We start from the raw sequence: 26,922 nt of genomic DNA, 5'->3' as shown, positions 1-26,922 counted from the left end.
TCATGAGTAAATTTTATACACTTTTTAAATTCGAATTAAAATATTGGCTTAAAAATCCTGCAACTTATATTTATGCAGGTGTTCTTCTAATCATTTCAACATTGATAATGGCTGGTAGTATTGGTGTATTCGATAGTAACACGGCTACTATGGCATCGGTACGTTTGGCAAATTCACCAATTGCCTTGTTTGGTAGTTTTGGAATTTTGACCTTGGGGTATTTTTTGCTTCCATCTATTGTTGGCGGTTCTATTAATCGCGATTTTAGCTCCGAAATGCATTCTATTTTGTATTCGTATCCTTTTAAAAAATCGGAATACATTTTGGCCAAATTTCTAAGTTCTATTGTTGTTACAATGGCCATATTTATGGTGTTTGGTTTAGGTTTTGTCATTGCTCCTTTTTTGCCAGGTGTTAATCAAGAATTGCTCGGGCCATTTCGTCCGCTTGCCTTTTTACAGATTTATGGTTTGGTTATTTTACCTAACATTCTTCTTTTTGGTGCTATAGTTTTTGGTGTAATTACATTTACACGAAACCTTGGAGCTGGTTTTATTACCATGATTATTTTATTTTTTGTGCAAGCTATGGCACAAAGTTTTATGAAGGACCTAGATAGTAAAACGCTAGCTGCATTACTTGATCCTTTTGGAGCTACAGCTTTAAAAAATGCTACAGAGTATTGGAATGTAGCAGAGCGAAACACCAATTTGTTGCCCATGGGAGGATTGGTTTTAATAAACCGATTAATCTGGATTGCAGTTTCGGCTCTTGTGTTTGCAGCTACTTATTTCAAGTTCCAATTTTCGCAACATGCTTTGTCTTTTCGTTGGTTCTCTAAAAAAAGTGCTGTTGTTACCAAAGACAACTTTAATAACCTTAGGGATATAAATCTTCCTAAAGTAACAATTGACAATTCCTATGGCTGGAATTTGAAATTGATGTGGAAGATTTCAGTGATGAATTTTAAGTACATTATAAAGTCAGTTCCTTTTATCATATTAGTCGCTTTTGGTATTCTGTTTATGGTGTTTGCAAAAACAACAGTAATGAATATTATGGGAACAGCTACTTATCCTACCACGTGGAAAATGTTGATGGTTCCAGGTTCAATGTTTCAATTGTTCCTTTTACTAATTACCTTTTTGTATTCGGGAATGCTTGTTCAGCGTGAGCGACGTGCGAAAATGTTCGAATTGGTCGATGTAACTTGTACACCTAATTGGGTTCAATACTTTTCTAAACTGATTGCCTTAGTTCAGGTCCAAATACTATTGTTAGGTGTTGTCATGTTCACTTGTATATGCCTTCAAATTATTGATGGCTACTATGTAATAGAACCTTTACATTATATCTTGCAGTTGTTTGTGTTCTTGCTGCCTATGTATATTGTATGGGCAGCTTTATCTATGTTTGTTCAATCGCTATTATCAAATTTTTATGTCGGATTTTTTATTCTGTTCATATTTATGATTGCGAGTCCTTTTATTAGTAAATTGGGAATTGAGCAACGGATATTTAACTTTAATGTAGGACCTAGTACCTCTTATTCCGATTTGAATGGTTATGGCAGTGGAATTCTTGCCTATTTATTTTACCGATTTTATTGGTTACTTTTTGCTTCAATTTTATTAACCCTCGGATTGGCGATATGGCGTCGTGGTGTTCGCGAAACGGTTAAGATTCGTTTTCATAGAGCCAAAGAGAATCTAACTCGAACATTATACACTTCACTTACTATTTTTACTCTTGGCTTTGTTGCAATTGGATCTTATATATATTGGGTAGATAATGTTAAATATGAGCATAAATCAGCAAAAGAACAAGAGCTTGGGCAGGTAGAGTGGGAGACCAAATATGCTAAGTACTACAATATTGCTCAACCACGTATTATCGATGTTAAGGTGGATGTGGATTTGTTTCCTAAAACAAATGACCTAAAGGTTAATGGTAGATATATAATCAAGAATAAAACAAATGAGGCAATAGACTCAATTCACATTAACTATACTTATAGAAATACTAAAGTTGAGTTTTCGAGAACAGCCGATTTGGTGAGTAAAGATACTGTATATCAGTATAATATTTACAAGTTAGAAAAGCCGTTGATGCCTGGTGATTCCATGCAGTTGCATTTTACATTGAGTAATCAAAAGAATCATTTTTTAAGAAAAAATTCACCAGTTTTAGCTAACGGAACATTTTTAAATAATGGTGGTTTCCCAACTCTAGGTTATTCACGTGCTGGAGAATTAACAGATAATACGGTTCGTAAGAAATATAATTTGCCTAAACGCGAGCGTATGGCTCCGCCAACGGATACATCAGCCTTGGGTAATACTTATATTTCGGAATGTGCCGATTGGGTTAATTTTGAAACGACAGTTAGTACATCTGCTGATCAAATTGCAATTGCGCCAGGTTACTTGCAGAAAAAATGGGTAGAAGGTGATCGTGTTTATTTCCATTATAAAATGGATAAACCAATTCTTAATTTTTACGCCTGGGTATCTGGAAAGTATGAAGTATATCGCGATAAATACAAGGGAGTTAATATCGAGATTTATTACAATAAAGGTCATGAGTATAACCTTGCCGATATGGATGATGCCTTAAAAGCTTCACTTAAATATTATGGTGAAAATTATAGTCCTTATCCTCACAAACAGATACGGATTATTGAATTTCCACGTACTAGAGGAACTTTTGCACAGTCCTTTCCGAATACCATTCCTTTCTCAGAAGCCATTGGATTTATTGCTAAGGAGGATAAATCGGAAAAAGGTGCAGCAAGTTATGCCTATCAAGTAACTGCTCACGAAATGGCACATCAGTGGTGGGCTCATCAGGTTATTGGAGCAAATGTTCAAGGTGCTACTTTAATGTCGGAGAGTTTGGCTGAATATTCATCTATAAAAGTGATGGAAACGAAATATTCAAAGGCTAAGATTCGTAAGTACATGAAAGAAGAGCTTAATAATTACCTTCGCGGAAGAGGAGGTGAAAGTGTGAAAGAGCAACCTCTAATGTATAACGAGAATCAGCAATATATTCATTACAATAAGGGTGCGGTTGCCATGTATGCCATATCTGATTATATGGGAGAGGATAATCTTAATAAAGCGCTTAGTGAATATATCTCTAAGGTAGCTTACCAAGAGCCTCCCTACACAACTTCGCTTGAATTTGTTGATTTAATGCATCGTTATATGCCAGATTCTCTTGATTATGTCATTACTGATATGCTAGAAACAATTACCCTGTTTGATAATAAGATAGATAGTGCTTATGTTTCTAAAACCGAAGATGGTAAGTTTAAAGTCGATTTTGTTGTTGAAGCAGAGAAGTATAGAGTTATCAATACTGCTAAAGACAATACGACTGATTTAAAGACTGATGATGGAGCTGTTAGCATCTCTTTTAATACCGATAGTAAAAAAGAAGATAAAGAGTACGTTGATATGAATGATTGGATTGACCTGGCTATTTTTGTTGAAGATGAAAATAAAGTAGAGCAGGAGATTTTATTTAAGAAGGTTCATATTACTGCCAAGGAGAACACATTCTCTTTTATTGTAGATGAAAAACCATATAGTGTTGCTATTGATCCATATCACAAGTTAATCGATAGAAAAATATCGGATAACTCAGAAAAATTGAGATCTAAGGATGATGAAAAAGAAGTCGATCCGAAAACAACATAATCTGACTAGTGACTAATTCTAAGTAATAAAGGCTGCCGATTTATGGTAGCCTTTCATTTTATATTTTTAATTAGATAATTTACTTTGTTGAATTCAAATATTAATTTTTCTATTTCAAAATTAGTATTTCCATATTCAAATCTATTTTTCCTTCTGAATTTTCCACGAGTAATATAATATCGCCTTTGGCATTTAGTATTTATCGACAATACGGGCATAAAAATTAGCTTTCACAACTATAGAGTTTAGAGAGAATATATTGAAATATAGATCTTTTTTAAAATTCTAAATAAGTTTAAAATTTAAATTATGGTCGGATTATCTTATTCTCTAAATTAATAAAAACTGATGATATTTCATGTTAAGGTGTTGCTGTTGAGAGTTAAATATTTATTGAGAATAAGGTTTTATGTAATATTCTAATGGTGATTTTATTCGTTCATTTCTTTTTAACAAATATTTAACTAAACGTGAAATTTTCTTAGTGTATTTTTATGAAAAAATAAAATGTTCAGAAAAATCAGTCATATTCTATTAGCTATTGTTGTCATGATTACAACAATGGGGCTGACTGTATCTGCACATTATTGTGGTGACGAACTAAAATCGATTGATTTTATATCTCAATCTGATAATTGTTGTGGCGATTCGTGTCCTAATTGTAAAAATAAAATTATTAAAGTTGATACTGATGATGATTATACAATAAGTACTTTTAATATTGATTTTACGAATGACTTTATTTTATTACCAGCTCTTATTCAACTCTTTCAAGGTTCAATCTATACTGATCTAGTTGAACTGGTTGCTTACCATAAGCCACCACCACTAAAAATACAATCTGTCCTTTCCGATTTGCAAGTTTATCGTTTATGATTTAAACCTGATAAATTGATGTAAAATTTTGAGTTAAACCTCATGTTTTGCACGAATTGTTGTGTTTAAAAAATCATAAAAAAATAACTATGCTGAATAAATTCATCCGTTTTTTCCTTGAGAATAAACTGATCACATTTTTGGTACTTACTATTTTCATTTCATGGGGTATTGTAACATCACCTTTTGGATGGGAGACAGGTATTTTGCCAAATGATCCTGTACCTGTTGATGCTATTCCCGATATTGGGGAGAATCAACAAATCGTTTATACCGAATGGCCTGGCCGTTCACCTCAAGATATTGAAGATCAAATATCTTATCCTTTAACAACCTCATTACTTGGGATACCAGGAGTGAAAACCATTCGAAGTAATTCCATTTTTGGCTTATCGAGTATCTATATCATTTTTGATGAGGATATTGAGTTCTATTGGAGTCGTACTCGAATACTGGAAAAACTCAATTCGCTTCAATCTGGAACTTTACCATCTGATGTTTCACCAGCTTTAGGTCCCGATGCTACTGCTTTGGGGCAGATATACTGGTACACGCTTGAAGGGCGTGATAAGGATGGAAATCCGGCTGGAGGATGGGATCCGCACGAATTAAGAAGCCTTCAAGATTTTCAGGTTCGTTATGCCTTAACTTCAGCCAAAGGAGTTGCCGAAGTGGCATCAATTGGTGGTTTTGTAAAGGAATATCAAATTGATATCGATCCACATGCTATGCGAGCTCATGGTGTAAATGTGGCACAAATTATGGCTGCTGTAAAAAATAGTAATCTCGATGTTGGTGCGCGTACCATCGAATTTAATCGGGTGGAATATTTAGTAAGAGCTTTGGGCTATATTAAGAACCTGGAGGATCTTGAAAAATCTGTTGTTGCTGTTCACGATAATGTTCCAATTCGATTGACAGATGTGGCTAAAGTAAACTTTGGTCCGGCAACTCGTCGTGGCGGACTCGATAAAGGTGGAGCTGAAGCCGTTGGTGGTGTCGTTGTTGCTCGTTATGGAGCCAATCCTTTACAAACGATTGATAATTTAAAAGCAAAAATTGCTGAGATTACTCCTGGTTTACCATCTAAAACATTAGCTGATGGTACGGTTTCGAAAGTGACAATTGTACCTTTCTACGATCGAGCTGGTTTAATAAAAGAAACATTAGGAACACTCGAAGAAGCCATTTCTTTGGAACTTTTAATTAGTATTCTTGTTGTGATCGTTCTAGTTATGAATCTTCGAGCTTCATTTTTGATCTCATCTTTATTACCGCTTGGGGTCTTAATCACTTTCATTACCATGCGTCAGTTTGGTGTCGATGCCAATATTGTAGCACTTTCAGGTATTGCAATTGCTATTGGAGTAATGGTTGATGTGGGAATTGTCTTCACTGAGAATATCATAAGGCATATCGACATGGCAAAGAATGTTGGAGCCAAAGGTAAACAATTGCTGAATGTGGTGTATGAAGGAACCGTAGAAGTCGCGGGAGCTGTAATTACAGCACTTACAACTACCATTGTCAGTTTTTTACCTGTATTTGCCATGGAGGCTGCCGAAGGAAAACTCTTCAGACCTCTTGCCTTTACCAAGACATTTACCATGCTAGCAGCTTTGCTGATTGGTTTAATTATTATTCCGACACTGGCTCACTTAATTTTTTCTATCCGATTTGATAAAAATAAGTTTAAGAAAGCATGGAGTATCATACTTATTGCTTCGGGGCTCCTTATTTCAATTTTTACAGGCTATTATATAGCGATTGTTATTACGGCTTATGGCTTGAATAATTTTTTATCCGATAGATGGTCAGCAACTAAAAAGTTCTGGATAAATATCATCAATATTGCCATTACAATTGTCGTGATTGTATTCTTCCTGACAAAGGCATGGATGCCGATGGGTGCACAATACAGCATGTTCACAAATTTTGTGTTCGTTATTCTTATTGTTGCAATCATCTTAGGACTGATGTCAAGCTTTGTCTACTTCTACTCACGAATTTTGACCTGGTGTTTAAATAACAAATGGAAGTTTTTAAGTCTGCCAATTTTCATTATTCTATTCGGTTTAACTAGCTGGCAAGGTTTTGATAAGATGTTTGGTTTTGCTCCCAATTTTGTAAAAGAAACAGCTATATACGAGAATTTAGACGAGAGTTTACCTGGTATTGGAAAAGAGTTTATGCCTTCGTTAGATGAAGGTTCTTTCTTACTGATGCCCACAACCATGCCACATTCGGGTATAGCAGAGAACCTTGAAGTAATTCGTATTCTTGATAAAAAAGTCAATGCAATTCCAGAAATAGAGTCTGCTGTTGGTAAGTGGGGACGTGTAAATTCGGCACTAGATCCAGCACCAACATCCATGTACGAGAATGTGATTAATTATAAGTCAGAATATATTCTTGATGAGGATGGACATAAAATGCGTTTCAAAGTTAATCGTGATGAGGCATTTATTCTAAAAGATGGATCGGTTTATAATCCTAAAGAGGATGGATTCCGTTCAGTTGCTATGGAAAATTTAATTATTGATAAAAATGGTGAATACTTCCGTCAGTGGCGCGATGAGATTAAATCATCCAGTGATATTTGGGATGAAATCATCAAAAAAGCGACTATTCCAGGCTTGACTTCGGCTCCAAAATTACAGCCTATTGAAACTCGATTGGTGATGTTGCAGACAGGTATGCGTGCACCCATGGGGATTAAGGTTTTCGGACCTGATTTGGAAAGTATTGAAAAGGTAGGTTTTGAATTGGAGAAACAGCTTAAGCAAGTAGAAGGTGTAAATGGCATGTCTGTTTTTGCAGATAGAGTGGTTGGAAAACCTTATCTGGAAATGGAAATTAACCGTGATGCGATTGCACGCTATGGTTTATCCATAAAAAATATGCAGGCTGTTATTAGTTCTGCCATTGGCGGTATGAAGCTGACTTCAACGGTTGAAGGTCGTGAACGTTTTCCTGTGAGATTGAGATATGCACGAGAATATCGTGATAACCCAGAGGCTTTAAAGAGAATCTTGATTCCAACACCTACAGGTGTCCAAATACCATTGGGAGATTTGGTCACCCTTCATTATACGCGAGGTCCGCAGATGATTAAATCTGAGAATACCTTTTTAGTGGGCTATGTAATCTTCGATAAAAAAGAAGGATTTGCAGAGATTGATGTCGTAGAAAATGCTCAAGCCTATCTGAATAAAAAACTTGATGCAGGTGAGTTTGTTTTGCCAGCTGGTGTTTCATATGTCTTTACGGGTAATTACGAGAATCAGATTAGGGCAACCAAACGTTTAATAATTGTGGTACCTATCTCGTTAATCATTATTTTCTTGATTCTATATTTCCAATTTCGATCGGTGGTCTCAACATCGCTAATTTTTTCGGGTATTCTTGTCGCCCTATCTGGAGGATTTATCATGCTTTGGCTTTACGGTCAAACTTGGTTCTTAGATTTTTCATTGGCAGGTATGAACTTTAGGGATTTGTTCCAAGTGCAGACCATTAACTTGAGTGTCGCCGTTTGGGTCGGTTTCATTGCGCTTTTTGGAGTGGCAACTGATGATGGAGTCTTGATTAGTACTTATATCAAGCAATTGCAGGATAAAAATCCAGCTAAATCGGTAAAGGAAGTTAGAGAGCTGATTATTGAGGCGGGTTCTAAAAGAGTTCGTCCAGCAATTATGACGACTGCAACGACCATTATTGCTCTGCTACCTGTTTTAACATCTACAGGAAAAGGTTCAGATATCATGATTCCGATGGCAATTCCCTTATTTGGCGGTATGACTATTGAGATTTTAACCATGTTGATGGTTCCTGTACTTTATAGCATGTGGCAAGAGAGAAAAATAAAGAAGCAAGATGCCATTGATCTAGTATAATAATAAATATTTCTCCTCCTTCCCGATGGCTATCGGAATATAAGGAGGAGTCCCCGAGATACGATGGGGAGGTGGTTTTAAATTATTTAATATTTATGACACGTAAATAATATGAAGATGAACATACAAAAAATATATATATCGATTTTTTTCTATCTGTTTCTATTAATCGCGATTCCTATCTCAGGATTTGGACAAAGCGAGCTTAGGAATTATTTAGAAGAGGCTGCAGCAAATAATTCTGGACTTAAAGCTAAGTTCAATGATTATTTAGCAGCATTGGAACGTGCGCCTCAGGTAAAGGCTTTGCCAGATCCACAAGTAGCATTTGCCTATTTTATAAAACCTGTTGAAACAAGAATGGGACCTCAGGAATTTAAATTCTCAGCCTCTCAAATGTTTCCATGGTTTGGAACTTTAAAGGCGAAAGAAAATAGTGCAATTCAAGCTGCCAAAGCCAAATATGAGGCCTTTGAAGAGGCTAAAGCCAAGCTCTTTCATGAGATACGAACGACTTATTACAACCTCTATTTTAATAAAAAAGCTATTACTATTAGTCTTGACAATATTGATATACTTCAGTCCTTTAGAAAGATGTCGGAGATTAAATTAGAGGCAGGACTGGTATCAGCACTCGATGGCTATCGCATTGAGATTGAAATGGGAGATCTGGAAAATCAGTTGGCTTTACTAAGGGATAAACAGTTTGTCTTAGAGGTGATGTTTAATAATTTATTGAACACAGAAAATAAAGAAGAAATATGGCTTCCAAAAGAATTGTGGCATACTGATTTGGCTCTAAGCAAAGAGGCTATACTTGATTCTATTCAGAGCAATAATCACCAACTTTTAAATTTGAGCTTTCAACAACAAGCTTTAAGTTTTAGAAAAGAAGTGGCAAAAAAGGCGGGCAAGCCTAACATTAATATTGGCTTCGATTATATCGTAACAGGAAAGGGCGATATGAATTTGGCAGGAACGGATGTTTTTGTTTTTCCAAAAATAGGATTAACAATCCCGCTTTATCGGAATAAGTATAAGGCTATGATAAAAGAGGTGGTTTATTTGGAAACAGCCAAAGAACTAGAACAACTTAATAAGAGCAATATTCTTGAGACTCTTTTTGAAAAGGGTTGGAAAGATTACCGTGATGGTGAAAGACGAATTCATCTCTTTCACTCACAACTGGAATTGGCCAGAAAAGCCTTACACTTACTGGAAACGAATTATGCGACTGGTAATAAGAATTTCGAGGAAATATTAAGAATGGAACGCAAACTCTTGAAATATAATTTAGAATTAGAAAAAGCTAAAGCAGATAAGCAAGCTGCTATTTCATTTGTCTCATACCTCATGGGTAAATAATTATGACCCCAGAGCGAAGTTGAAGGGTGGTAGTGAGTTGATGTGGTGATGTGATGATATGAGGATGAGTGAATTATTTAATAACTTAATGATTTGATTATCTCTAAATAAATATTTGACCATCATGACTCCTAGAAATGAAATAGTAGAAATTAGTTTTGAATTTGCATTGCTTATTATTGAAATAAGTGAAGAGTTAGAAACTAAACGTAAATATGTTATAGCCAAAAATTATTGAAAGTAGGAATTTCAATAGGTGCAAATGTAAGAGAAGCATAAAGCGCAGAAAGCAAAGCTGATTTTGTTCACAAATTAAAGATTGCACATAAAGAAGCTTTGGAAACTGAATATTGGATGGATTTAATGAAACAAAGTGATAGTTATTTAAATCCATCAACTTTATTAGAAGACAAACTGCTTTCAATTGAAAAGTTATTGAATAGAATAATTTCTTCTGCAAAGAAGAAACCATAATATTAAAATTATGAAAGAATTAATAAATAGTCTGAAACAGAATATCAAGTTGATTGCAATCATCCTTGTGATTGGAAGTATTGTAGGTTTTGTCATTGGCAAATCGACAAATCAACCAATCAGCACATCAACACATCAACATCCCGATAGCTATCGGGACAACTCATCAACACTTCAGACATGGACTTGTTCGATGCACCCACAAATAAAGCAGGATAAACCCGGACAGTGCCCCATATGTGCGATGGATTTAATTCCATTAAAAAGCATGAAATCGGGTGGCGATGATGTGGATCCCAATGAAATTGTAATGTCGGAATCTGCCGCTAAGTTAGCTGAGATTCAAACTCTGATTGTGACAAAAGGAAAGCCTATTAAAACCATTAATTTGCAAGGAAAAGTACAGGTTGATGAGCGTAGGATTTCAGAATTAACAGCTCGCTTTGGCGGTCGTATAGAAAAGCTCTTTGTCAATTTTACAGGGCAAAAAGTGAGAAAAGGCGAGAAGTTAGCAAGTATTTATTCACCAAAACTACTTAGTGCTCAACGTGAGTTACTTGAAGCGATATCTTTTAAAGAAAGTCGTCCGGGTTTATATCTAGCTGCAAAAGGTAAATTAAAGCTTTGGGACTTATCTAATGAGCAAATTTCAGCTATTGAAGCAAAAGGTGAACCACAAGCTTACTTTGATATATTATCGCCCATTTCAGGTACAGTAAGTATGCGACATGTCGCCATTGGTGATTATGTGAAAGAAGGTATGCCTTTGTTTAAATTAGTTGATCTGTCAAAGGTTTGGGTGATGTTTGATGCTTACGAAAGTGACTTGCCATGGATTAAATTAGGTGATCAGGTTAATTTTAGCCTTAAAGCTGATCCTGGTAAGAAGTATTCTGCAAAGGTGACTTATATCGATCCTTTTATTAATGGTAAAACCCGTGTTGCAAAAGTACGAATAGAAGTTTCAAATAAAACTGGAATATTGAAACCTGAAATGTTCGCACAAGCTGTTTTGAAATCAGAAATTGCTGAAAATAGTAGCGTGATAATGGTACCAAAATCAGCCGTTTTATGGACTGGTAAACGATCGGTAGTTTACGTGAAAGTTCCAAATCGTGAATCCCCTTCATTTTTATATCGTCAGGTGGTCTTAGGACCAGAGGCTGGTTCGTCTTATGTAATTGCTGAAGGTTTGAAAGAAGGTGAGGAGATCGCTACAAACGGGGTGTTTAAAATCGATGCTGCAGCTCAACTTATTGGCTTGCAAAGTATGATGAATCCTGATGGTGGAGAAGCTCCTACAGGTCATAATCATGGAGATATGGCGACAGACCAATCCCAGCATAAGAAGGAAAGTTTTGATGTGGATAAAAAATTCAAAAAACAATTGACTGCTTTCTATAAGTCTTATTTGGTATTAACCGAGGCTTTTGTAAAATCCGATTCTAAACAAGTGAAGCGTGTATCTGATAACTTGTTGAAGGATTTAGGAACAATTGATATGGAACTTCTGAAAGGTGAAGCTCATATGGAGTGGATGAAAGATTCAAAAATGTTGGAATCCGATCTTAAGACTATGTTTAAGCTGGCTGATATTGAGAAACAGCGTGCTGCGTTTGTATCCTTTAATCTGGTATTATATAAGAGTATCAAATCATTTGGACTGGATAAAGTGACAACATATTACCAGTTTTGTCCAATGGCAAATAATGATAAAGGTGCCTTTTGGTTTAGTAACTCTAAGGACATCCAAAATCCTTATTTTGGAGAAGCCATGTTGGGTTGTGGAGAAGTGAAAGAAACGATTAAATAAGTTTTAAAAAAAGGAAGGTGTGAATGCTTTATATGGGTAATGCATCCTGTTCTCACAGATAAATATGGGGTAATTAGACCGTTCAATCTGTGTATTATTATAATTGATAGTTGGTTTGTATATGTTAAACTGATCTCGAATATTATCGGGACAAAATTTAAATTTTAAAAGATGAAAACAAAAATTCTAAGTGTAGTCGTTATGTTTCTGCTAGGAACAATGAATTTATTGGCTCAAAGCAAAACAGAAAAATTTAAAGTGTTTGGTAATTGTGGTATGTGTGAAAAAACAATCGAAAAAGCGGCACTATCAGTGGACGGTGTTAAATCAGCAGATTGGAATAAAGAAACAAAAATGATAGAAGTGACCTTTAGTGAATCGAAAACTAACATGGATAAAGTACATATAGCAATAGCTAAAGTTGGCTATGATACTGAGATGCACAAGGCAAAAGATGAGGTTTATAATAAATTACCTGGATGTTGTAAGTACGACAGGCCTGAATAAATTTAGTATGAAATAAATTCATAAATGGGATAGAGCATTGCTTTATCCCATTTTTTCATTGAGAGATTTCTAATTATAAAAAAAAACTAGCTATAAACTAGGTCTTTATGATATAATTGAGATAGAAGAATACTCTTAAGTAGTCCTTTATCTACCTCAAGTCTGTGACTTGTGAAAATAAGGGATTGCTTTTAATCCCTGAATTCATGTTATTTTGAAACTGTATTATTACACGGTAGGCATATTATTTCATTAATATGGAAACCACAAGTCGCAGATTTGCAGCATGTGGGAAGAAAAACCATATAGTGTTGCTATTGATCCATATCACAAGTTAATCGATAGAAAAATATCGGATAACTCAGAAAAATTGAGATCTAAGGATGATGAAAAATAAGTCGATCCAAAAACAACATAATCTGACTAGTGACTAACTCTAAATAATAAAGGCTGCCGATTTATGGTAGCCTTTATTATTTGTGTGAATACCGATTATCCTTATATTTGCGCCACGAAAATGAAAAAAGTGAAACAATGATAGATACGCTAGAACAAGGTTTTTTTGGCATTGGCATACAGAATGGGAAAACACCAGAGAACCTTGGTGTACTATGGCGTTCTGCTCAAAATATGGGAGCTAGTTTTATATTTACAGTTGGGAAACGTTATGCCAAGCAAGCTTGTGATACACACAAGGCAGTGGGAGCCATGCCGTATTTTCACTACACCAACTTTGATGATTTCTATCAGCATTTACCTAAGGGGGCAGTTTTGGTAGGTGTTGAGCTGGATGATAAGGCGGTTGCTCTTGAAGAGTTTAAACATCCTAGACGATGTGTCTATCTTTTGGGGGCTGAAGATAATGGTTTAACTAAAAATGCCATTGAAAAATCTCATCACTTAGTGAAATTTGATACACCTTTAAGTGTTAATGTCGCCGTTGCGGGAAGTATTATCATGTACGATAGAAATATGAAGCAGAAGTTTGCAGCAATTTAGTTTGATTGACTTATTTAGGTCTTAAGCTCTTCCGATTTTTCAAGCATTATTTGTTGCAGGGGTTTGAGTTCAAGCTCCTTTTTCTCTATAAATGAAAAATGGAATGGTGCGTGTTTCTCAATCAAGTAAACAGGTATTCTTTGGACGTTTTTTATTATTCCCTTTTTTCTGAGTAATCAAACTCTATTTTGACAAGAGTGAAGATAAAAAGCATCAATAACCTTGTGAGACTTTACACATACTAACTTATAAACAGGACAATGTTTGGTAGAGAAGTAAAATCAGATTCTCATTAATCTTCTTTGTCCATCATACTAACTAAAAATATGCCACCCAGTGTTATAAGTCCTGCAAAAAGGAAAGTAGCATTGGGTGCAATATGCCACAAAGTGCCAGTTAAAGCCGCTCCAAGGAAAGAACCAAAATACTGAAGACTCACCATTACACCATTTCCTTTTCCTCGATGAAGGTTGCTCAGATGTCTATTAAGTATAATAGGAACAATAGTGGTGATGGAGAATGAGCCCGACACAAGCAAGATTGTAGCCACGATAATAGTACCTAAATTATGAAAATACAAAAATACAAAACCGATACCCTGTAAAGCATAAAGTACATAAAGCCATTGTTTTCCTTTGCCTTTGGAAGCTTTTTTCGAAACAATTCTCAAAAGTAATAAAGCAATAATAATAGCTGGTGTTAAAACTACCCACATTTGGTTCGTGCTCAAAATACCCCTCAACAAGAGTGGTAACATAAAAAAGAAAGACATCACCAATAGGTTATTGACTGTAAGCATGAGTCCACTAGTGAGTGTTCGTTTATTGTAAACCGATTTCTCTTTTTGTACAATTTGATGTTTTTGTCGCTGATCAGGCGTGGCTTGCTTTGTATCGAACAGTATCCAAACCAGGCAAATCGCAATCAAAACCGCTGAAAAAATAAACATTTGATTTACCTTCAGGAAAATGTGAACCATAGGACCCACCACAAAAGAGAGCATATTAAATCCAGCAAGCATAGCTCCAAGCTTAGTCAAAGCTTTATCTCTTTCCTCATTTTCTGCAACTGCTGAGATCCAAGAATAGCCCACGGTTACAATAGCGCCACTACCTTGCAAAGCACGTGAAAAGATGAGCCAATAAATAGATTGAGAATAGGCTGCTGCTAGCAATCCTGCAATAAGCATTAGTAATCCAGCGATAAGCATTTTTTTATAACCGATACGGTCACTCAATATGCCAAAAGGAATTTGAAGAACGGCCTGTGTTAATCCAAAAATCCCCAATGCATAACCAGTAAGCCAAGGAGAACCACCTTTTAAATTCAAAGCATAAACACTTAAAAAAGGAATAATGATGTTCATTGAAAACAAACGCATCCCTAATGTTACTGAAATGACATTTGTTAGGTGAGAAGTAAGATTTTTTTTCATTTAAAAAGACATATCAGTCCTTGCTATCAGACAAATTTTGGATGCAAAGCTAGTTTGAATTTTTCAATTTAACAGTTAAAAAAGCTTTATAATTTAATTCAAAATACGCACCTAATTTTGCAAGTCTGTGACTTGTGGAAACAAGGATATAATTGTTCAAACCTTTAATTTTTGATTGCTTTTTAATCTCTTTATTCATATTATTTTGAAACTGTATTATTACACGGTAGGCATATGATTTCATTAATACGGAAACCACAAGTCGCAGACTTGCAGTATGTGTGGACATTGCTTTATCCCATTTTTTATTGAGATATTTTTGATTAACCAACTTTATCTGATTGACTTCGAAGCGATGATTTATTCAAAATGATTAGCTGTTAACATTAAGTTCTATCTGTCACATTTTAATTCATAATTATAAAAAGTCGTTCTATTTTAAAAATGGTTAATAACTTTATATGGGATTCATATATTGTTTAGTCCAATTTATCCGTAATTTTAGTGAACTTAAGAAAAACTGTATTGTTGTTATTTTTCCTATATGGTGGAATATCAACAATAAAACTTTATTCAATCTGATAAACAATTCACTTAAAATCATTTGCCATCCTGCAAATTTTAAAATGTAATGAACTATTGAAAATGAAAGATCAAATACCTGCTGAAATATTACCATATTTTTTAGAAATAGCTAAAAAATTACAATCTAAACATGCAACTATAATGGTTGGTGCTGGTTTTAGTAAGAATGCTAAAAAAGTTTGTTCTAGTGGAAAGGAATTTCCCAATTGGAATCAGTTAGGAGATGCTTTCTATAAAAAGCTAAATGGTGATTTTCCAAAAGAGAAAGATCGATATTTGAATCCTTTAAAACTAGCCGATGAAGTTAAAGCTGTATTTGGGAGAAATATTTTAGATGATTTGTTAAAAGATGAGATTCCTGATAAAGAATATCAATCATCTGATTTACATGAGAAGCTATTAACATTACCTTGGAGAGATATCTTTACTACGAATTATGACACCTTGCTTGAGAGAGCTGCAGAAAATGTATTTGAGCAAAGATTTGATATTGTTCTTAATAAAGAAGATTTAATACATTCAACACAGCCTAGAATAATAAAACTACATGGAAGTTTCCCATCTGAACGACCATTTATAATAACTGAAGAAGATTATAGAAGATACCCTATTGATTGTGCCCCTTTTGTTAATACAGTTCAACAATCATTATTAGAAAATACGCTTTGTATGATTGGTTTTTCAGGTGAAGATCCTAATTTCTTAAAGTGGATAGGTTGGATAAGAGATAATTTAGGAGAAGAAAATTCACCTAAAATATACTTGATTGGTATTTTAAATTTAACAGTTGCTCAACGTACTTTATTAGAAAAACGGAATATTATTCCTTTGGATTTATCTAAATGTAAAAATGTTGATGGAGATCATAAAAAAGCAATTAATTTATTCTTGGATTTCATGAAGACTAAAGTAGTTAGTGATGAAAATAGAGAATGGGCTAAAAGATCTGAATATTATAGATTTGATAAAAATAAAGAAGTAGCACCACAGATAAAATCCATTTTAGACAAATGGATTCCGACAAGAGAAAAATATCCTAATTGGATAATCGTTCCAGAAAGTAATAGAAGATTTTTAAAACAAGCAACAGATAGTGCTTCTAATTATTTAACTCAATTATCAAAGGTAGAATCTCCTCTCGATATCAATTTCCTTTATGAATACAATTGGAGAATAGAAAAATATCTAAGGCCTATTGAGAATAGTTTAATCGAATATTATGCATTAATCGTAAATAAATATAATCCCTACCCTCAAAATTTAAAAATCGAAAATTCAATTACACCTATATCAAATGATAATCTAGATTGGGATATTATTGGTTTTCAATGGCTCGAAATTCAATTATCCATGTTGCGTTTCTATAGAGAGGAAGGATTCCATAAGGAATGGTTACTTATTAAAGATAGATTAGAAAAATTAGAATATGATTTAGATCCCGGTTTTTATGCTAGATATCATTATGAAAGGTGTCTTAAGAGTTTATTTGCTTTAGATATAAAACAAGTTAGAGATGAACTAGAATTATGGGAAGAAAACGAATCTTCTCCATATTTAGAAGCAAAAAGGGCTGGTTTGTTAGCCGAAATTGGTGACCTTATTGTTGCTGAAAAAATTCTTGAACGTTCTCTTAAGACAGTGAGAGGTAGATTAAATTTATCGCCTACAGTATCTGATTATTCTGACGTTTCTCAAGAAGCATATATCATGCAACTATTGCATTTTGTTAGGGAATCTGTTTTTGTAATTAATAGAGATTTTCAAAGTATAGATAAGAATAAGAATATATATACTGATAGATGGGATCAATTAATTAAATATGGGTGCGATGTATGGAATGAGTTGAAATTATTTGAACTTAGATTAGGAAAAGACTCAAATATCAAATCTACAGAAAAAAAATATAAGTTTGATTCAACATCTACGACACATCATAGTGGAGAGAATACAACACTTATTCATGCGTATTCATATTTAAGATATGTTGAAGAAGTAGGAATACCATATAAATTACCTCATATAACAATGGGGAAAGATGCTGCAGAAAAAGCAATTTATCATGTTGCAAATTATTCTCCATATTGGGCTTTTGCAAGTTTTATAAGAATGGGAGATGATAAGCATGTAGATTATGTATATAGTAAAAAAACTGTTACTTTAATGAATAGAGATAGTATTGATGAAAGAATATTAGAATATCTCACTGTACTCAATAAATCTGTAGAGGAAATAAACAATGGTGATACATACAGAAACATCAACTTTGCAATTTCATTATCAACTATTTTACCTGAAATAATCTCAATGTTATGTGTTAAGTGTAGTTATGAGGTTAAAATCAAATTAATTCAGTTTCTAAAAGAAGTATTTAATTCGGAAATAAAAGAAAAGTATAAAGGTATTGGTAATTTAACAAGACGACTAATTCAATCCTTTTCCATGGAGGAACAGTATTCTATTATTCCTCAATTATTAGAATTTCCAATATTAGCTGAACTAAATGCTAACATTGATGATGATTATCAACATCCATTTCAGTTTTTAAATATTAATGAAAAAAATGTTGCCAAATACGAAATCGTTCAAGTTGATTGTGAAGTAGTTGATGAGTTATTAATATTAGCAGAAAAGGATAGCAGAGAGAGACAAGTAAGTATAATGTGCTTGACTCAACTATGGGGATGCAATTTGCTAGACGATAAGCAAACAAAAAAACTTGGAGATGCTTTATGGAGAATAACTGATAATAATAGTTTCCCTAAAAATACAAATTATCGATACTTCTCATTTATAACGCTTCCACATCCAGAAGACATAAACCCAAAAGAATTATTAAGGAAATATATTCTAAATACTGATTTCCCAATTCAGGCAAATAAAACGAATGGAGGTATTTCTATGACTGGAGGTTCTGGTTTTCAATTCCAGGTAATCAAAGAGATAATAGGAACATCTAGAGATAGTGTAGATTATACCTGGAGTAGTGAAGATCTTAATAAGGTAATTGATAAATCAGTAGAATGGTGGGATTTAGATAAAAAATATTTATTGATTAAGGAATCTCATTCAATATTTGGTTCTACTCCGAAAGAATTTAAAGATAGATTCATAAATCTTGTATTTTTGTTTTCAAATATTTTTGGTCCGCATTATCATATGATAGGAGATTCTCAAAAGAAAGAATTGATACGAATAATTGGTGAATTTGAGAAGCATGGAATATTATATGATGAGGCACTTGCTTCTTGCTACAATTTACTTCCTGAGAAACAAGATATGATATATTCAAATATCTATGAAAACCTTTTTTCTAAAACAGATGATGAAGTTATATATTCTATTCGAGGTGTTATAGAATTGTTAAAGCTAAATACTGATAGTGTTCAGAAATTTGTTTTAGTAGCTAGTGAACAATTGAGATGTAGAACAGAAATAGGATTGTCTAAATATATTGATCTACTGTCAATCGTGAGTAAAGAGTATTTTGAATATCTTTCTAGTGAGATATTAAATAATATAAGGATAGGCTTAGTCCACCTTATGTTAGAGACTAATATTGATGAATATGATTCAGATGAGGATGTTAGTAAAAAATATGATAATAGAGTTGCTGTGGCTAAACTTGTTGTAGCACTTGATAAATATTATAAAGATAATGGGATCGAGATTCCCACTTATATAGTTGATTGGAAGGATATTTGTTTGAATGAAAATGAATTTTCTGAGATTAGGAATGTTTTGATTAATTAGATTGATACAAAGAAGTATTTCTGTTATTTCGAAACTGTTTTATTACCCCGCTAGTGCGCGATTGTATCGCGTTCTAAGTCATACAGGTCATCTTCCCGCTACCGCACGAATCTTTCGTGTGGTTTAGTATTTAAATCAATAAGCTAGGATAGCATAATTAGCATCGCTACCGCACGATTTTATCGTGTGGTAAATATTAAAAATAAGAAGTTTCATTAGTTAAAAGATAATTGTAGGCTACTATGAGTCGTAACTATAAATGTCATAATCCAGAGGGAGTCTACTTTGTAAGCTTTGCTGTAGTAGAATGGTTAGATGTATTTACCAGAAGTGAATACAAAGACATCATAATTGATAGTTTGCGATATTGTCAAAAGCAAAAGGGGATGGATGTTTTTGCTTGGTGTATTATGACTAATCATGTTCATTTAATTTTTAGAAGTGTAGATGGACAAAAGCCAGAGTTGCTTTTAGGTGATTTTAAAAGATTTACTAGTAAGGCAATAGTGAAGGCAATAAAAGACAATCATAGAGAAAGCAGAAAAGAGTGGTTGTTAGAGCAATTCTTAAAAGCGGGAGCAAAGTCTTCTAATGTAAAGAAGTATCAATTTTGGAGGCACGACAATAAACCAATCGAGTTGTGGAGTAATAAAGTGTTCGATGAAAAAATAAATTACATTCATAATAATCCAGTTGAGGAAGGTTTGGTTTCTTATCCTGCAGACTATGTATATAGCAGTGCAAGGGATTATAGAGGTGATAAAGGCATTTTAGAAAATGTGATTGTAGTGATGTAGTAACCACACGATGGAATCGTGCGGCAGCGGGGGTGTTATTACACAGTAGGCATATTATTTAATTAATATAGAAACCATAAGTCGCAGACTTGCGGCATGTGGAAATCAATTGCATAAAACAGATCAGTACTATTAGAAACTACAAAATATTCTATATCTTGTTGGACATAATTAAATTGATTAAATAAATTTTTAATCGATTCAAAAATCGACTCGTACTGTTAGAAAAAATAAAAACGATGAATAAGATAATTGTAACGATACTAATATGTATTTCAGGTCTGACTCTCTATTCTCAGGAACATTTGCCAACTTCCTCTGATTATACTAAATTCTATAAAACAAAAACCCTTGTGGTATTGGAAGATCAGCTGTTTTCTGATTTTAATGACAAGATAAAAGAAGCCGTTAAACAAAACTGGACTTTAACAGAATATGAATTTATTTCAAATGCTGAATTCGAAAAGAAACGATTCAATTCTAGCTATTCATTTTTGCTAACTAGTATTGTTACTTTTAATAAAGACAAAACCAAAGCCAGGTATAATTTTTTAAGTGTGGTTTTAGGCGGACAGGCCAAAGAAATTGGAGATATGCCCGATCTTTGTTCCATTCCTTTATCGTATGTTAGGGCTGACGAAGAAAATTACATATATAAACTCACAGCTTTGGTTCAATTTATTCAAAACCATATTGTATTGGCGACTAAAAATCCGCAGATTATTACAGAAAATGTTCTTAGATATTACAATAAGAACAATGCCAGAACCAAAGACAAAACTATTTATGTACTAAAAAAAGAGCTGGCAAACGACGTTAACTCTTTAGCCAAAATAAGAAAAATATATCCGGGTAAAGTAAAATTGGTTGAAGCTGAAGAAATAGAGAACGCCATTAAAAATAAAGATAATAATGTGATTTTTTTGCATAAAGTAGGCCCTGAAAATACCAAAAACAAAGCCAGATGCTTTAAGATACTTATTGGTGCTAGCGATGCAAAGTTTTATTATTTCGATTACCATATGGTACGAGGAAAGCAAAGTGACAGTTTTTTAAAGAGTGATTTTAAAAAAATATCAAAGTAATTCAAGCGACAGAAAGGCATGAAAAATAGAATTGTAACTACTAAATGATCAATTCTACAACAAAAAAGACCTAACTCTTAGTTAGGTCTTTAAAATATAATTAGAATCAATTCGTTTCCTTAAGCAGTCACATATTTGCGAAGATTAGAAACTAAGATATCTTCAATTTCTTTAAAATTAGACTGACTACATTTGGTGAATAGCATGCCAAATATATCGTAGATTTTATAATCCGTTTTACGCAATTCTAAAGGATTCGAAAATTCCTTAAGAAGTTTATCGTAATCAAAATTTGTGATCTTATTAGATGGAATTCCAGTTGAGTTATCAAGGATAATTAAACTGTATATTTCATCATCCATTTTATCTAATACCTTATTCCAATCAGGTTTGATATTTTTCAAAAAGTTATAGTAAGGATTCAATCCCGTAGCCTTATTGTTAAGATCGGCCGTTGTACACCAACCACCAAATCGCATAGGATTTACTTCAATAGGAATCAATTTACCTTTGTCATCTACTCGTACTTCTATATGAGCAGGAAAATTTCTGATATTAGCTTGTTTTCCCAAAGCTTCAACAAATTGGGTGAACTGAGCTAAGTAGGTTTGAATAAGTTCTTTTGAAGTGTAATAGACACGATCGCTAACATCTTTATCAGAAGAAAATAGATGTTTTGTAATTCCAAGTATAACAGCCTTGCCATTATCATCGAAATAGGTATCGAAAGCAAATTCATCACCTTCAATTACCTCTTCAATAATGAAAGATGAGGTATTTACAACTTCAATAGGAAATACGGCTTTTGCATCAGTGAATTCCTTAATAATTTCTTCCTTTACTTTAGACCATTCCTGTGCATTAACGACTTTATGTACACCTAAACTTAAGAAACCAACGGCAGGTTTAATAATAAATGGCATAGGTAAATCTTTCAAATCAAGCTGATCGATGTCTTTAAATGATACTTCCTTGAAAAAGAAATCGGGATAAATACTTTTAATTAATTTTCGAAATTCAACCTTATCTTTAAACAAATTGATATACTCAGGAAGCTTTGTAAATGCAAGATTCTTTGTTATCCAATTAATCGAGTTTTCCGAATTGGTATAGATTCTACTGTTGGGTTCGTCTTTAAATTGTTGTATGATTTCCTCAGGATTAGCCAACGAAATTTCACCATCTTTTATGACGTCACTAGTATCTATAGCTAGAAACTTATGTTTTGTTATAGTATCCTTTAAAAATTGAGATACATAAGGCTTATCTAATAATATCATAGTGTTGGTGCTAATGTGTTTTTTGTGTTCTAAATTTTTCCAAAGCTACAAAATTGTTATTGATATCAATATGTTTATTAAGAATCAAGTTGAAACTTGTGGAGTAAATACTAATTGTTCTTTGCTCTTGAAATAACAATAAATAAGGTATTGATATATGAAGTGATTGCGACATAGTCTGCGAAGAGTATTTATATGAGTTTCAAAACGCGATTCGCTGATTATTTTTGATATAAAGAGGTTCTATTAACCTCTTTATTGAATTATTATCTCAAGGAGTTTATTTCTGAAGTCAGATTTTGATTGGATTAATATCATTCAGTTAAGATCAAACTTCAACATTTTGGATCTGTTTTCCTTTCTCTAATTTTAAAATATTCTTAACGCTTTTTGGTATTTCGTGATTGTAATGACTCACGTAGATAAGACTGACCTGACTATGCTCGCAAATTTTTTCAATTATATGTTTGAAGTTCTGCTGTTGATGGCTATCTAATCCTTGAGTAGGTTCATCAAATATCAGTAAAGGAGGATTTTTAACCAAAGCTCGGGCAAGGAGACACAAACGTTGTGTACTTGCAGATGAATTTTTGAATCGTTTATTGGCAGAATCTTCAATTTCGAGAAGTTGCATCCATCGTTTTGCAATTTTAACTTTATCAGGATTTGATTTTCTGAATAAACCCAATGTATCGTAAAAACCTGATTCTATAACTTGTAAGCAGGAATTTGTATTGGGAAAATATTGAAAAAATTCGGGAGATACAAAGCCTATTTTCTTCTTAATTTCCCAGATGCTTTCTCCGCTGCCTCTTTTTACATCAAAAAGGGAGATATTGTTTGCGTAGGCTTGAGGATTATCTCCATTAATTAAGCTTAGCAATGTTGATTTTCCAGCTCCATTGTGTCCGAGTAAAGCCCAACGTTCCCCTTGTTTAATCGTCCAGTTTACATGATCTATAATGGTATTATCGCCATATTTAATGACGACATCTTTCATTTTTACGATGTTTTTGAAATTTTCCTGCTTGCTTATTGCCAATAGGTCTTGAAGTTCTTTTGTATCAATATTAGTCTGGTTCGAAAAATGAAGGTCTTCTGGGTTGAATTCGCTTTGAGTAAGAATCTTCGAAATCTTTCCTTGATCTAAGTTGATTATATGAGTAATGGCTTCTGGAATTTCAAAAGGCGAAGTAGCCATAATTATACTAATGCCAGAATCAGAAATTTCTGTAATTAGTTTGTTGATATCACTTCTTGAGTCGATATCGAGTCCAGTTAGTGGATTATCCAATAGGAGTAAGGTCGGATTTTTTAGTAATGCTTTTGCGATTAGTAATCTTTTAGTTTCTCCATTGGATAATTTAATCAAGTGTTTATTCCTTAGGGTTTTAAGGTTAAGTCGATCGATGACTCTTTCTAGAGTCCAAGGTACATGAGCAGTCAACGGCTTTACCAGATTGAGGTATTCCTCAACAGTTTGTGTATCCTCCGAATCGGAAGAATTAAAACGTTGTTGGTAGTAAAAATTGGTCGTATTAGATAGGTTGGTGAAATTGTGCTTAGCTGAAACCGAACTAATTAAATTTTTCCAATTGAAAAGAACTTGGCTTGAATTTTCTTTTTTTGCTTTTTCGCTTAATAAAGAATGTGTAAATATGCCTTTCGATATGTGAAGTTTTCCTGTAATAGCTTTCAATAAAGCACTTTTCCCTGAACCACTGGCTCCAATTACAGCCCATTGTTCGCCGGGATTTACCTTAAATGTAATGTTGTCAAGAAGTATCTGATCTAGATGTTGTACTCTTACGTTTTCAAAGGAAATTATTGCTTGATCAGTCATTATTAGTTCTTTTAGGACTTGTAATACAAGTGAAATTTAGTTTTAGAAAGCCAAAGTTAGTTTTGTATGGGAAATTAGCACTTAAAATAAGTAAAAAAAGCTATAATATTAATTCATAATTAAATTATGTTTTTACGTCGAGTACAGAGTTATTCAGAAAATGAATGAAGAGTTAAACTAGAATTCCTGAGATAAACTTGTTGCCTTAATTCTTTTTATAAAGGTTTGGTAATTGTGTTTTGAACCGTATAAGTAGGTGTTTAAGATAAACTTACACTTCCTTCATGATAAATGTAGTTTGTATTATTTTTTATTAATCTGAATTCAACTTATTGATTTTAACCTGAATTCAAGTTACAAAAAAAGCCGCCTATATAGGCGGCTAACAATTGTAACATAACTAAATAAACATGGAAGGCTTGTTTATTTATTCTTCGTAAGACTCCTCATCATTATTAATTTGGATCTTACTAATTTCAGTTATCACACCTTTTGTAGATATATTAATGGTGTAACTTGCATTATCATCTTCTAGTTCAATTCTGTAGAATTGATTCTTCGTTGCTGTTTTAACATTAAAAATGTTATTAATTTCTGATCCCTTATAGGTATCATAAACTTTATCAATAAAAGCTTGTGAAATGTCGCTTTGATTAATAGAAATAGCTGTTTCAAGCCAAGCGCCATTTTTATTAAATAGACTTACAGTATAGTCATCATCAATGTAAAATGACGCTTCAAAATTACCATCTTTAATATTCCACTCAACATCTTCAGCATCTTGAAATTTTATTTCAAAAGTTTTAACAACTTCAATAGGTACATCAAATTGTTGACCTAAAAGTAAGCTTGGAATAAATCCAATTAATAGCATTAATATTGTTTTCATCGTATAAATTTTAAGTTATAGTAGTTTGACGCAATAAAGTGGATAAGTCACTTTTATTCTTTATTCTTTTTTAAATGTATTTCGTATAAATCATTTCTTCTATTTTTTAGATTTTTGTGGTTCCCAAATTCATGTAATTGTTTTAGAAGGTCTAAATCAAGGTCCGCAATCAGTGTCATCTCTGTATTTGGTGTTGCTTGGGCTAAAATAGCATCCGTTGGAAAAGCAAAATCAGAGGGTGTAAATATGGCCGATTGTGCATACTGAATATCCATATTGGTCACTTTTGGTAAATTACCAACACAACCTGCTATAGCAACATAGCATTCATTTTCAATTGCTCTAGATTGGGCACATCTTCTTATTCTATAATAGCTATTCTTACTATCAGAAACGAAAGGAACAAAAAGAATCTGAACATTTCCTTCTGCTTGAATTCTTGCTATCTCTGGGAACTCAATATCATAACTTGGGAGTATACCTATTTTTCCACAATCGGTGTCGAATATCTTTATATCATGACCTCCGTTCATTCCCCAAAATTTCGATTCTGATGGCGTTGTGTGTATTTTGTATTGAGAATCAAATGTGCCATCTCTACGGCATAAATACGAAATGCTATAGAGTTTATCGTGTTCCCAACAAGGCAAACAACCAGCAATAATATTTGTGTTATATTTTATCGAAAAATCACTGAAAATTTCTCTTAAAGATTCGGTATACCGTGCTAACATTCTAATTGCCTTAGATTCATCCATCTCATCAAAATTAGCTAATAATGGGGCATGGAATAATTCAGGGAATAGAATAAAATCTACTTTATATCGGCTCAATGAATCGACAAAATATTCAATCTGTTCAACTAATGTTTCGAAATTTTGAAAGGTTCGCATTTGCCATTGAATAATGCCAAGTCTAACATTTTTCTTTTCAGAATTTATTAACCTCAGATTATCTTGATAGTAAATATTGTGCCATTCGAGCAGAGTCGCAAACTCTTTCGATTCCGTATCACCAGGTAAGTATCCTTTTAGTATTTTTTTTACATGAAAATCATTGGCTAATTGGAAGCTTAATACTTGATCAGTTATTTCTCGTTTACGAACATTCTCTAGGTATTCTCGTGGACTTAATTTATCTGAATAATTCTCATAATTTGGAATTCGTCCTCCAGCAATTATTGATTTTAAATTTAGATTTTCACATAATTCCTTACGTGCATCATATAATCTTCTTCCAAGGCGTTTATTCCTGTGCTCTGGATGAACCAACACTTCTATACCATATAAAACATCACCTGTTTTTGTGTGTGTCGAAAAGGTATAATCTCCTGTTACCTGTTTATATGTGTGATTTTCTCCAATTTTATTATAATCTACGATTATAGATAATGCACAAGCAACTACTTTCCCATTTGAAGTGATACAAATTTGTCCTTCGGGAAATAATTGCAATAAATTCTTAAGGTTATCTTTACTCCAAAATTGGCCACCAATTCCTGAGTAGGCTTTTATCGAAACATTTTTTAAGGAATAATAATCCTCATACTGTAGATGTCGAAGCTCGATAAGTGGTCCTTCCATTTTTTTATAGATGTAATTTTATTAGGAGCTAGTAGCGTGTT

At 33.3% G+C, this 26,922-nt stretch carries 16 protein-coding genes; 11 read left to right on the top strand and 5 right to left on the bottom strand.

The features are described 5' to 3' along the window. Positions 1–2 precede the first annotated feature (2 nt). The 8 genes from EMN46_RS13580 (at position 3) to EMN46_RS13545 (ending at position 13,634) form a co-directional block, all read left to right on the top strand. Entirely contained in the window at positions 3–3,704 is a 3,702-nt protein-coding gene (locus EMN46_RS13580; RefSeq protein WP_154201367.1) for a M1 family aminopeptidase, read from the top strand. 507 nt (positions 3,705–4,211) lie between these two features. Next, complete coding sequence (locus EMN46_RS13575; RefSeq protein ID WP_154201366.1) at positions 4,212–4,580, top strand: hypothetical protein; 369 nt, start codon at positions 4,212–4,214, stop codon at positions 4,578–4,580. Positions 4,581–4,669: 89 nt separating this feature from the next. Next, entirely contained in the window at positions 4,670–8,476 is a 3,807-nt protein-coding gene (locus EMN46_RS13570) for an efflux RND transporter permease subunit (RefSeq protein ID WP_154201365.1), read from the top strand. A gap of 117 nt (positions 8,477–8,593) precedes the next feature. After that, positions 8,594–9,841, top strand: coding sequence for a TolC family protein (locus EMN46_RS13565; protein ID WP_195715275.1), 1,248 nt, complete (start codon positions 8,594–8,596; stop codon positions 9,839–9,841). 336 nt (positions 9,842–10,177) lie between these two features. Beyond that, on the top strand, positions 10,178–10,315 hold the full coding sequence (locus tag EMN46_RS20460; RefSeq protein WP_368667541.1) for a hypothetical protein: 138 nt from the start codon (positions 10,178–10,180) through the stop codon (positions 10,313–10,315). 10 nt (positions 10,316–10,325) lie between these two features. Further along, positions 10,326–12,128, top strand: a complete 1,803-nt coding sequence (locus tag EMN46_RS13555; protein ID WP_154201363.1) for an efflux RND transporter periplasmic adaptor subunit — start codon at positions 10,326–10,328, stop codon at positions 12,126–12,128. A gap of 171 nt (positions 12,129–12,299) precedes the next feature. Next, positions 12,300–12,635, top strand: coding sequence for a heavy-metal-associated domain-containing protein (locus tag EMN46_RS13550; RefSeq protein ID WP_154201362.1), 336 nt, complete (start codon positions 12,300–12,302; stop codon positions 12,633–12,635). Positions 12,636–13,169: 534 nt separating this feature from the next. Continuing rightward, positions 13,170–13,634, top strand: coding sequence for an RNA methyltransferase (locus tag EMN46_RS13545; RefSeq protein WP_154201361.1), 465 nt, complete (start codon positions 13,170–13,172; stop codon positions 13,632–13,634). A gap of 292 nt (positions 13,635–13,926) precedes the next feature. On the opposite strand, the gene EMN46_RS13540 is transcribed toward EMN46_RS13545, so the two are convergent. Then, complete coding sequence (locus EMN46_RS13540; RefSeq protein ID WP_154201360.1) at positions 13,927–15,069, bottom strand: MFS transporter; 1,143 nt, start codon at positions 15,067–15,069, stop codon at positions 13,927–13,929. A gap of 645 nt (positions 15,070–15,714) precedes the next feature. On the opposite strand from EMN46_RS13540, the gene EMN46_RS13535 reads away from it, so the two are divergent. The 3 genes from EMN46_RS13535 (at position 15,715) to EMN46_RS13525 (ending at position 21,286) form a co-directional block, all read left to right on the top strand. Beyond that, a complete protein-coding gene (locus EMN46_RS13535; RefSeq protein WP_154201359.1) occupies positions 15,715–19,404 on the top strand; it encodes an SIR2 family protein in 3,690 nt (1,229 codons plus the stop codon). Positions 19,405–19,646: 242 nt separating this feature from the next. Beyond that, positions 19,647–20,201 (top strand): transposase, encoded by a 555-nt coding sequence (locus EMN46_RS13530; protein ID WP_154201358.1) that lies wholly within the window; start codon positions 19,647–19,649, stop codon positions 20,199–20,201. A 239-nt stretch (positions 20,202–20,440) separates the two neighbouring features. After that, positions 20,441–21,286: a hypothetical protein gene (locus EMN46_RS13525; RefSeq protein WP_154201357.1), complete on the top strand. Its 846-nt coding sequence runs from the start codon at positions 20,441–20,443 to the stop codon at positions 21,284–21,286. Between the two features lie 119 nt (positions 21,287–21,405). Here EMN46_RS13525 and EMN46_RS13520 read toward each other — a convergent pair whose 3' ends face one another. The 4 genes from EMN46_RS13520 to EMN46_RS13505 form a co-directional block, all read right to left on the bottom strand. Beyond that, positions 21,406–22,566, bottom strand: a complete 1,161-nt coding sequence (locus tag EMN46_RS13520; protein ID WP_154201356.1) for an ATP-grasp domain-containing protein — start codon at positions 22,564–22,566, stop codon at positions 21,406–21,408. Between the two features lie 328 nt (positions 22,567–22,894). Continuing rightward, the gene (locus tag EMN46_RS13515) at positions 22,895–24,409 is read right to left on the bottom strand and encodes an ATP-binding cassette domain-containing protein (protein ID WP_154201355.1); all 1,515 of its coding nucleotides are present in this window, start codon (positions 24,407–24,409) and stop codon (positions 22,895–22,897) included. Positions 24,410–24,836: 427 nt separating this feature from the next. Continuing rightward, positions 24,837–25,298, bottom strand: coding sequence for a hypothetical protein (locus EMN46_RS13510; protein WP_154201354.1), 462 nt, complete (start codon positions 25,296–25,298; stop codon positions 24,837–24,839). A 53-nt stretch (positions 25,299–25,351) separates the two neighbouring features. After that, on the bottom strand, positions 25,352–26,881 hold the full coding sequence (locus EMN46_RS13505; protein ID WP_154201353.1) for a carbon-nitrogen hydrolase family protein: 1,530 nt from the start codon (positions 26,879–26,881) through the stop codon (positions 25,352–25,354). Positions 26,882–26,922: the final 41 nt, after the last annotated feature.

The organism is Ancylomarina sp. 16SWW S1-10-2 (genome assembly GCF_009669305.1).
Lineage (GTDB): Bacteria > Bacteroidota > Bacteroidia > Bacteroidales > Marinifilaceae > Ancylomarina.
This window is presented reverse-complemented; position numbering and strand designations above follow the sequence as displayed.

What these genes read in the sequence shown, in the direction of transcription:
- EMN46_RS13580 (WP_154201367.1), top strand. Translation starts at nt 3, where the DNA reads ATGAGTAAATTTTATACACTTTTTAAATTCGAATTAAAATATTGGCTT.
- EMN46_RS13575 (WP_154201366.1), top strand. Translation starts at nt 4,212, where the DNA reads ATGTTCAGAAAAATCAGTCATATTCTATTAGCTATTGTTGTCATGATT.
- EMN46_RS13570 (WP_154201365.1), top strand. Translation starts at nt 4,670, where the DNA reads ATGCTGAATAAATTCATCCGTTTTTTCCTTGAGAATAAACTGATCACA.
- EMN46_RS13565 (WP_195715275.1), top strand. Translation starts at nt 8,594, where the DNA reads ATGAACATACAAAAAATATATATATCGATTTTTTTCTATCTGTTTCTA.
- EMN46_RS13555 (WP_154201363.1), top strand. Translation starts at nt 10,326, where the DNA reads ATGAAAGAATTAATAAATAGTCTGAAACAGAATATCAAGTTGATTGCA.
- EMN46_RS13550 (WP_154201362.1), top strand. Translation starts at nt 12,300, where the DNA reads ATGAAAACAAAAATTCTAAGTGTAGTCGTTATGTTTCTGCTAGGAACA.
- EMN46_RS13545 (WP_154201361.1), top strand. Translation starts at nt 13,170, where the DNA reads ATGATAGATACGCTAGAACAAGGTTTTTTTGGCATTGGCATACAGAAT.
- EMN46_RS13540 (WP_154201360.1), bottom strand. Translation starts at nt 15,069, where the DNA reads ATGAAAAAAAATCTTACTTCTCACCTAACAAATGTCATTTCAGTAACA.
- EMN46_RS13535 (WP_154201359.1), top strand. Translation starts at nt 15,715, where the DNA reads ATGAAAGATCAAATACCTGCTGAAATATTACCATATTTTTTAGAAATA.
- EMN46_RS13530 (WP_154201358.1), top strand. Translation starts at nt 19,647, where the DNA reads ATGAGTCGTAACTATAAATGTCATAATCCAGAGGGAGTCTACTTTGTA.
- EMN46_RS13525 (WP_154201357.1), top strand. Translation starts at nt 20,441, where the DNA reads ATGAATAAGATAATTGTAACGATACTAATATGTATTTCAGGTCTGACT.
- EMN46_RS13520 (WP_154201356.1), bottom strand. Translation starts at nt 22,566, where the DNA reads ATGATATTATTAGATAAGCCTTATGTATCTCAATTTTTAAAGGATACT.
- EMN46_RS13515 (WP_154201355.1), bottom strand. Translation starts at nt 24,409, where the DNA reads ATGACTGATCAAGCAATAATTTCCTTTGAAAACGTAAGAGTACAACAT.
- EMN46_RS13510 (WP_154201354.1), bottom strand. Translation starts at nt 25,298, where the DNA reads ATGAAAACAATATTAATGCTATTAATTGGATTTATTCCAAGCTTACTT.
- EMN46_RS13505 (WP_154201353.1), bottom strand. Translation starts at nt 26,881, where the DNA reads ATGGAAGGACCACTTATCGAGCTTCGACATCTACAGTATGAGGATTAT.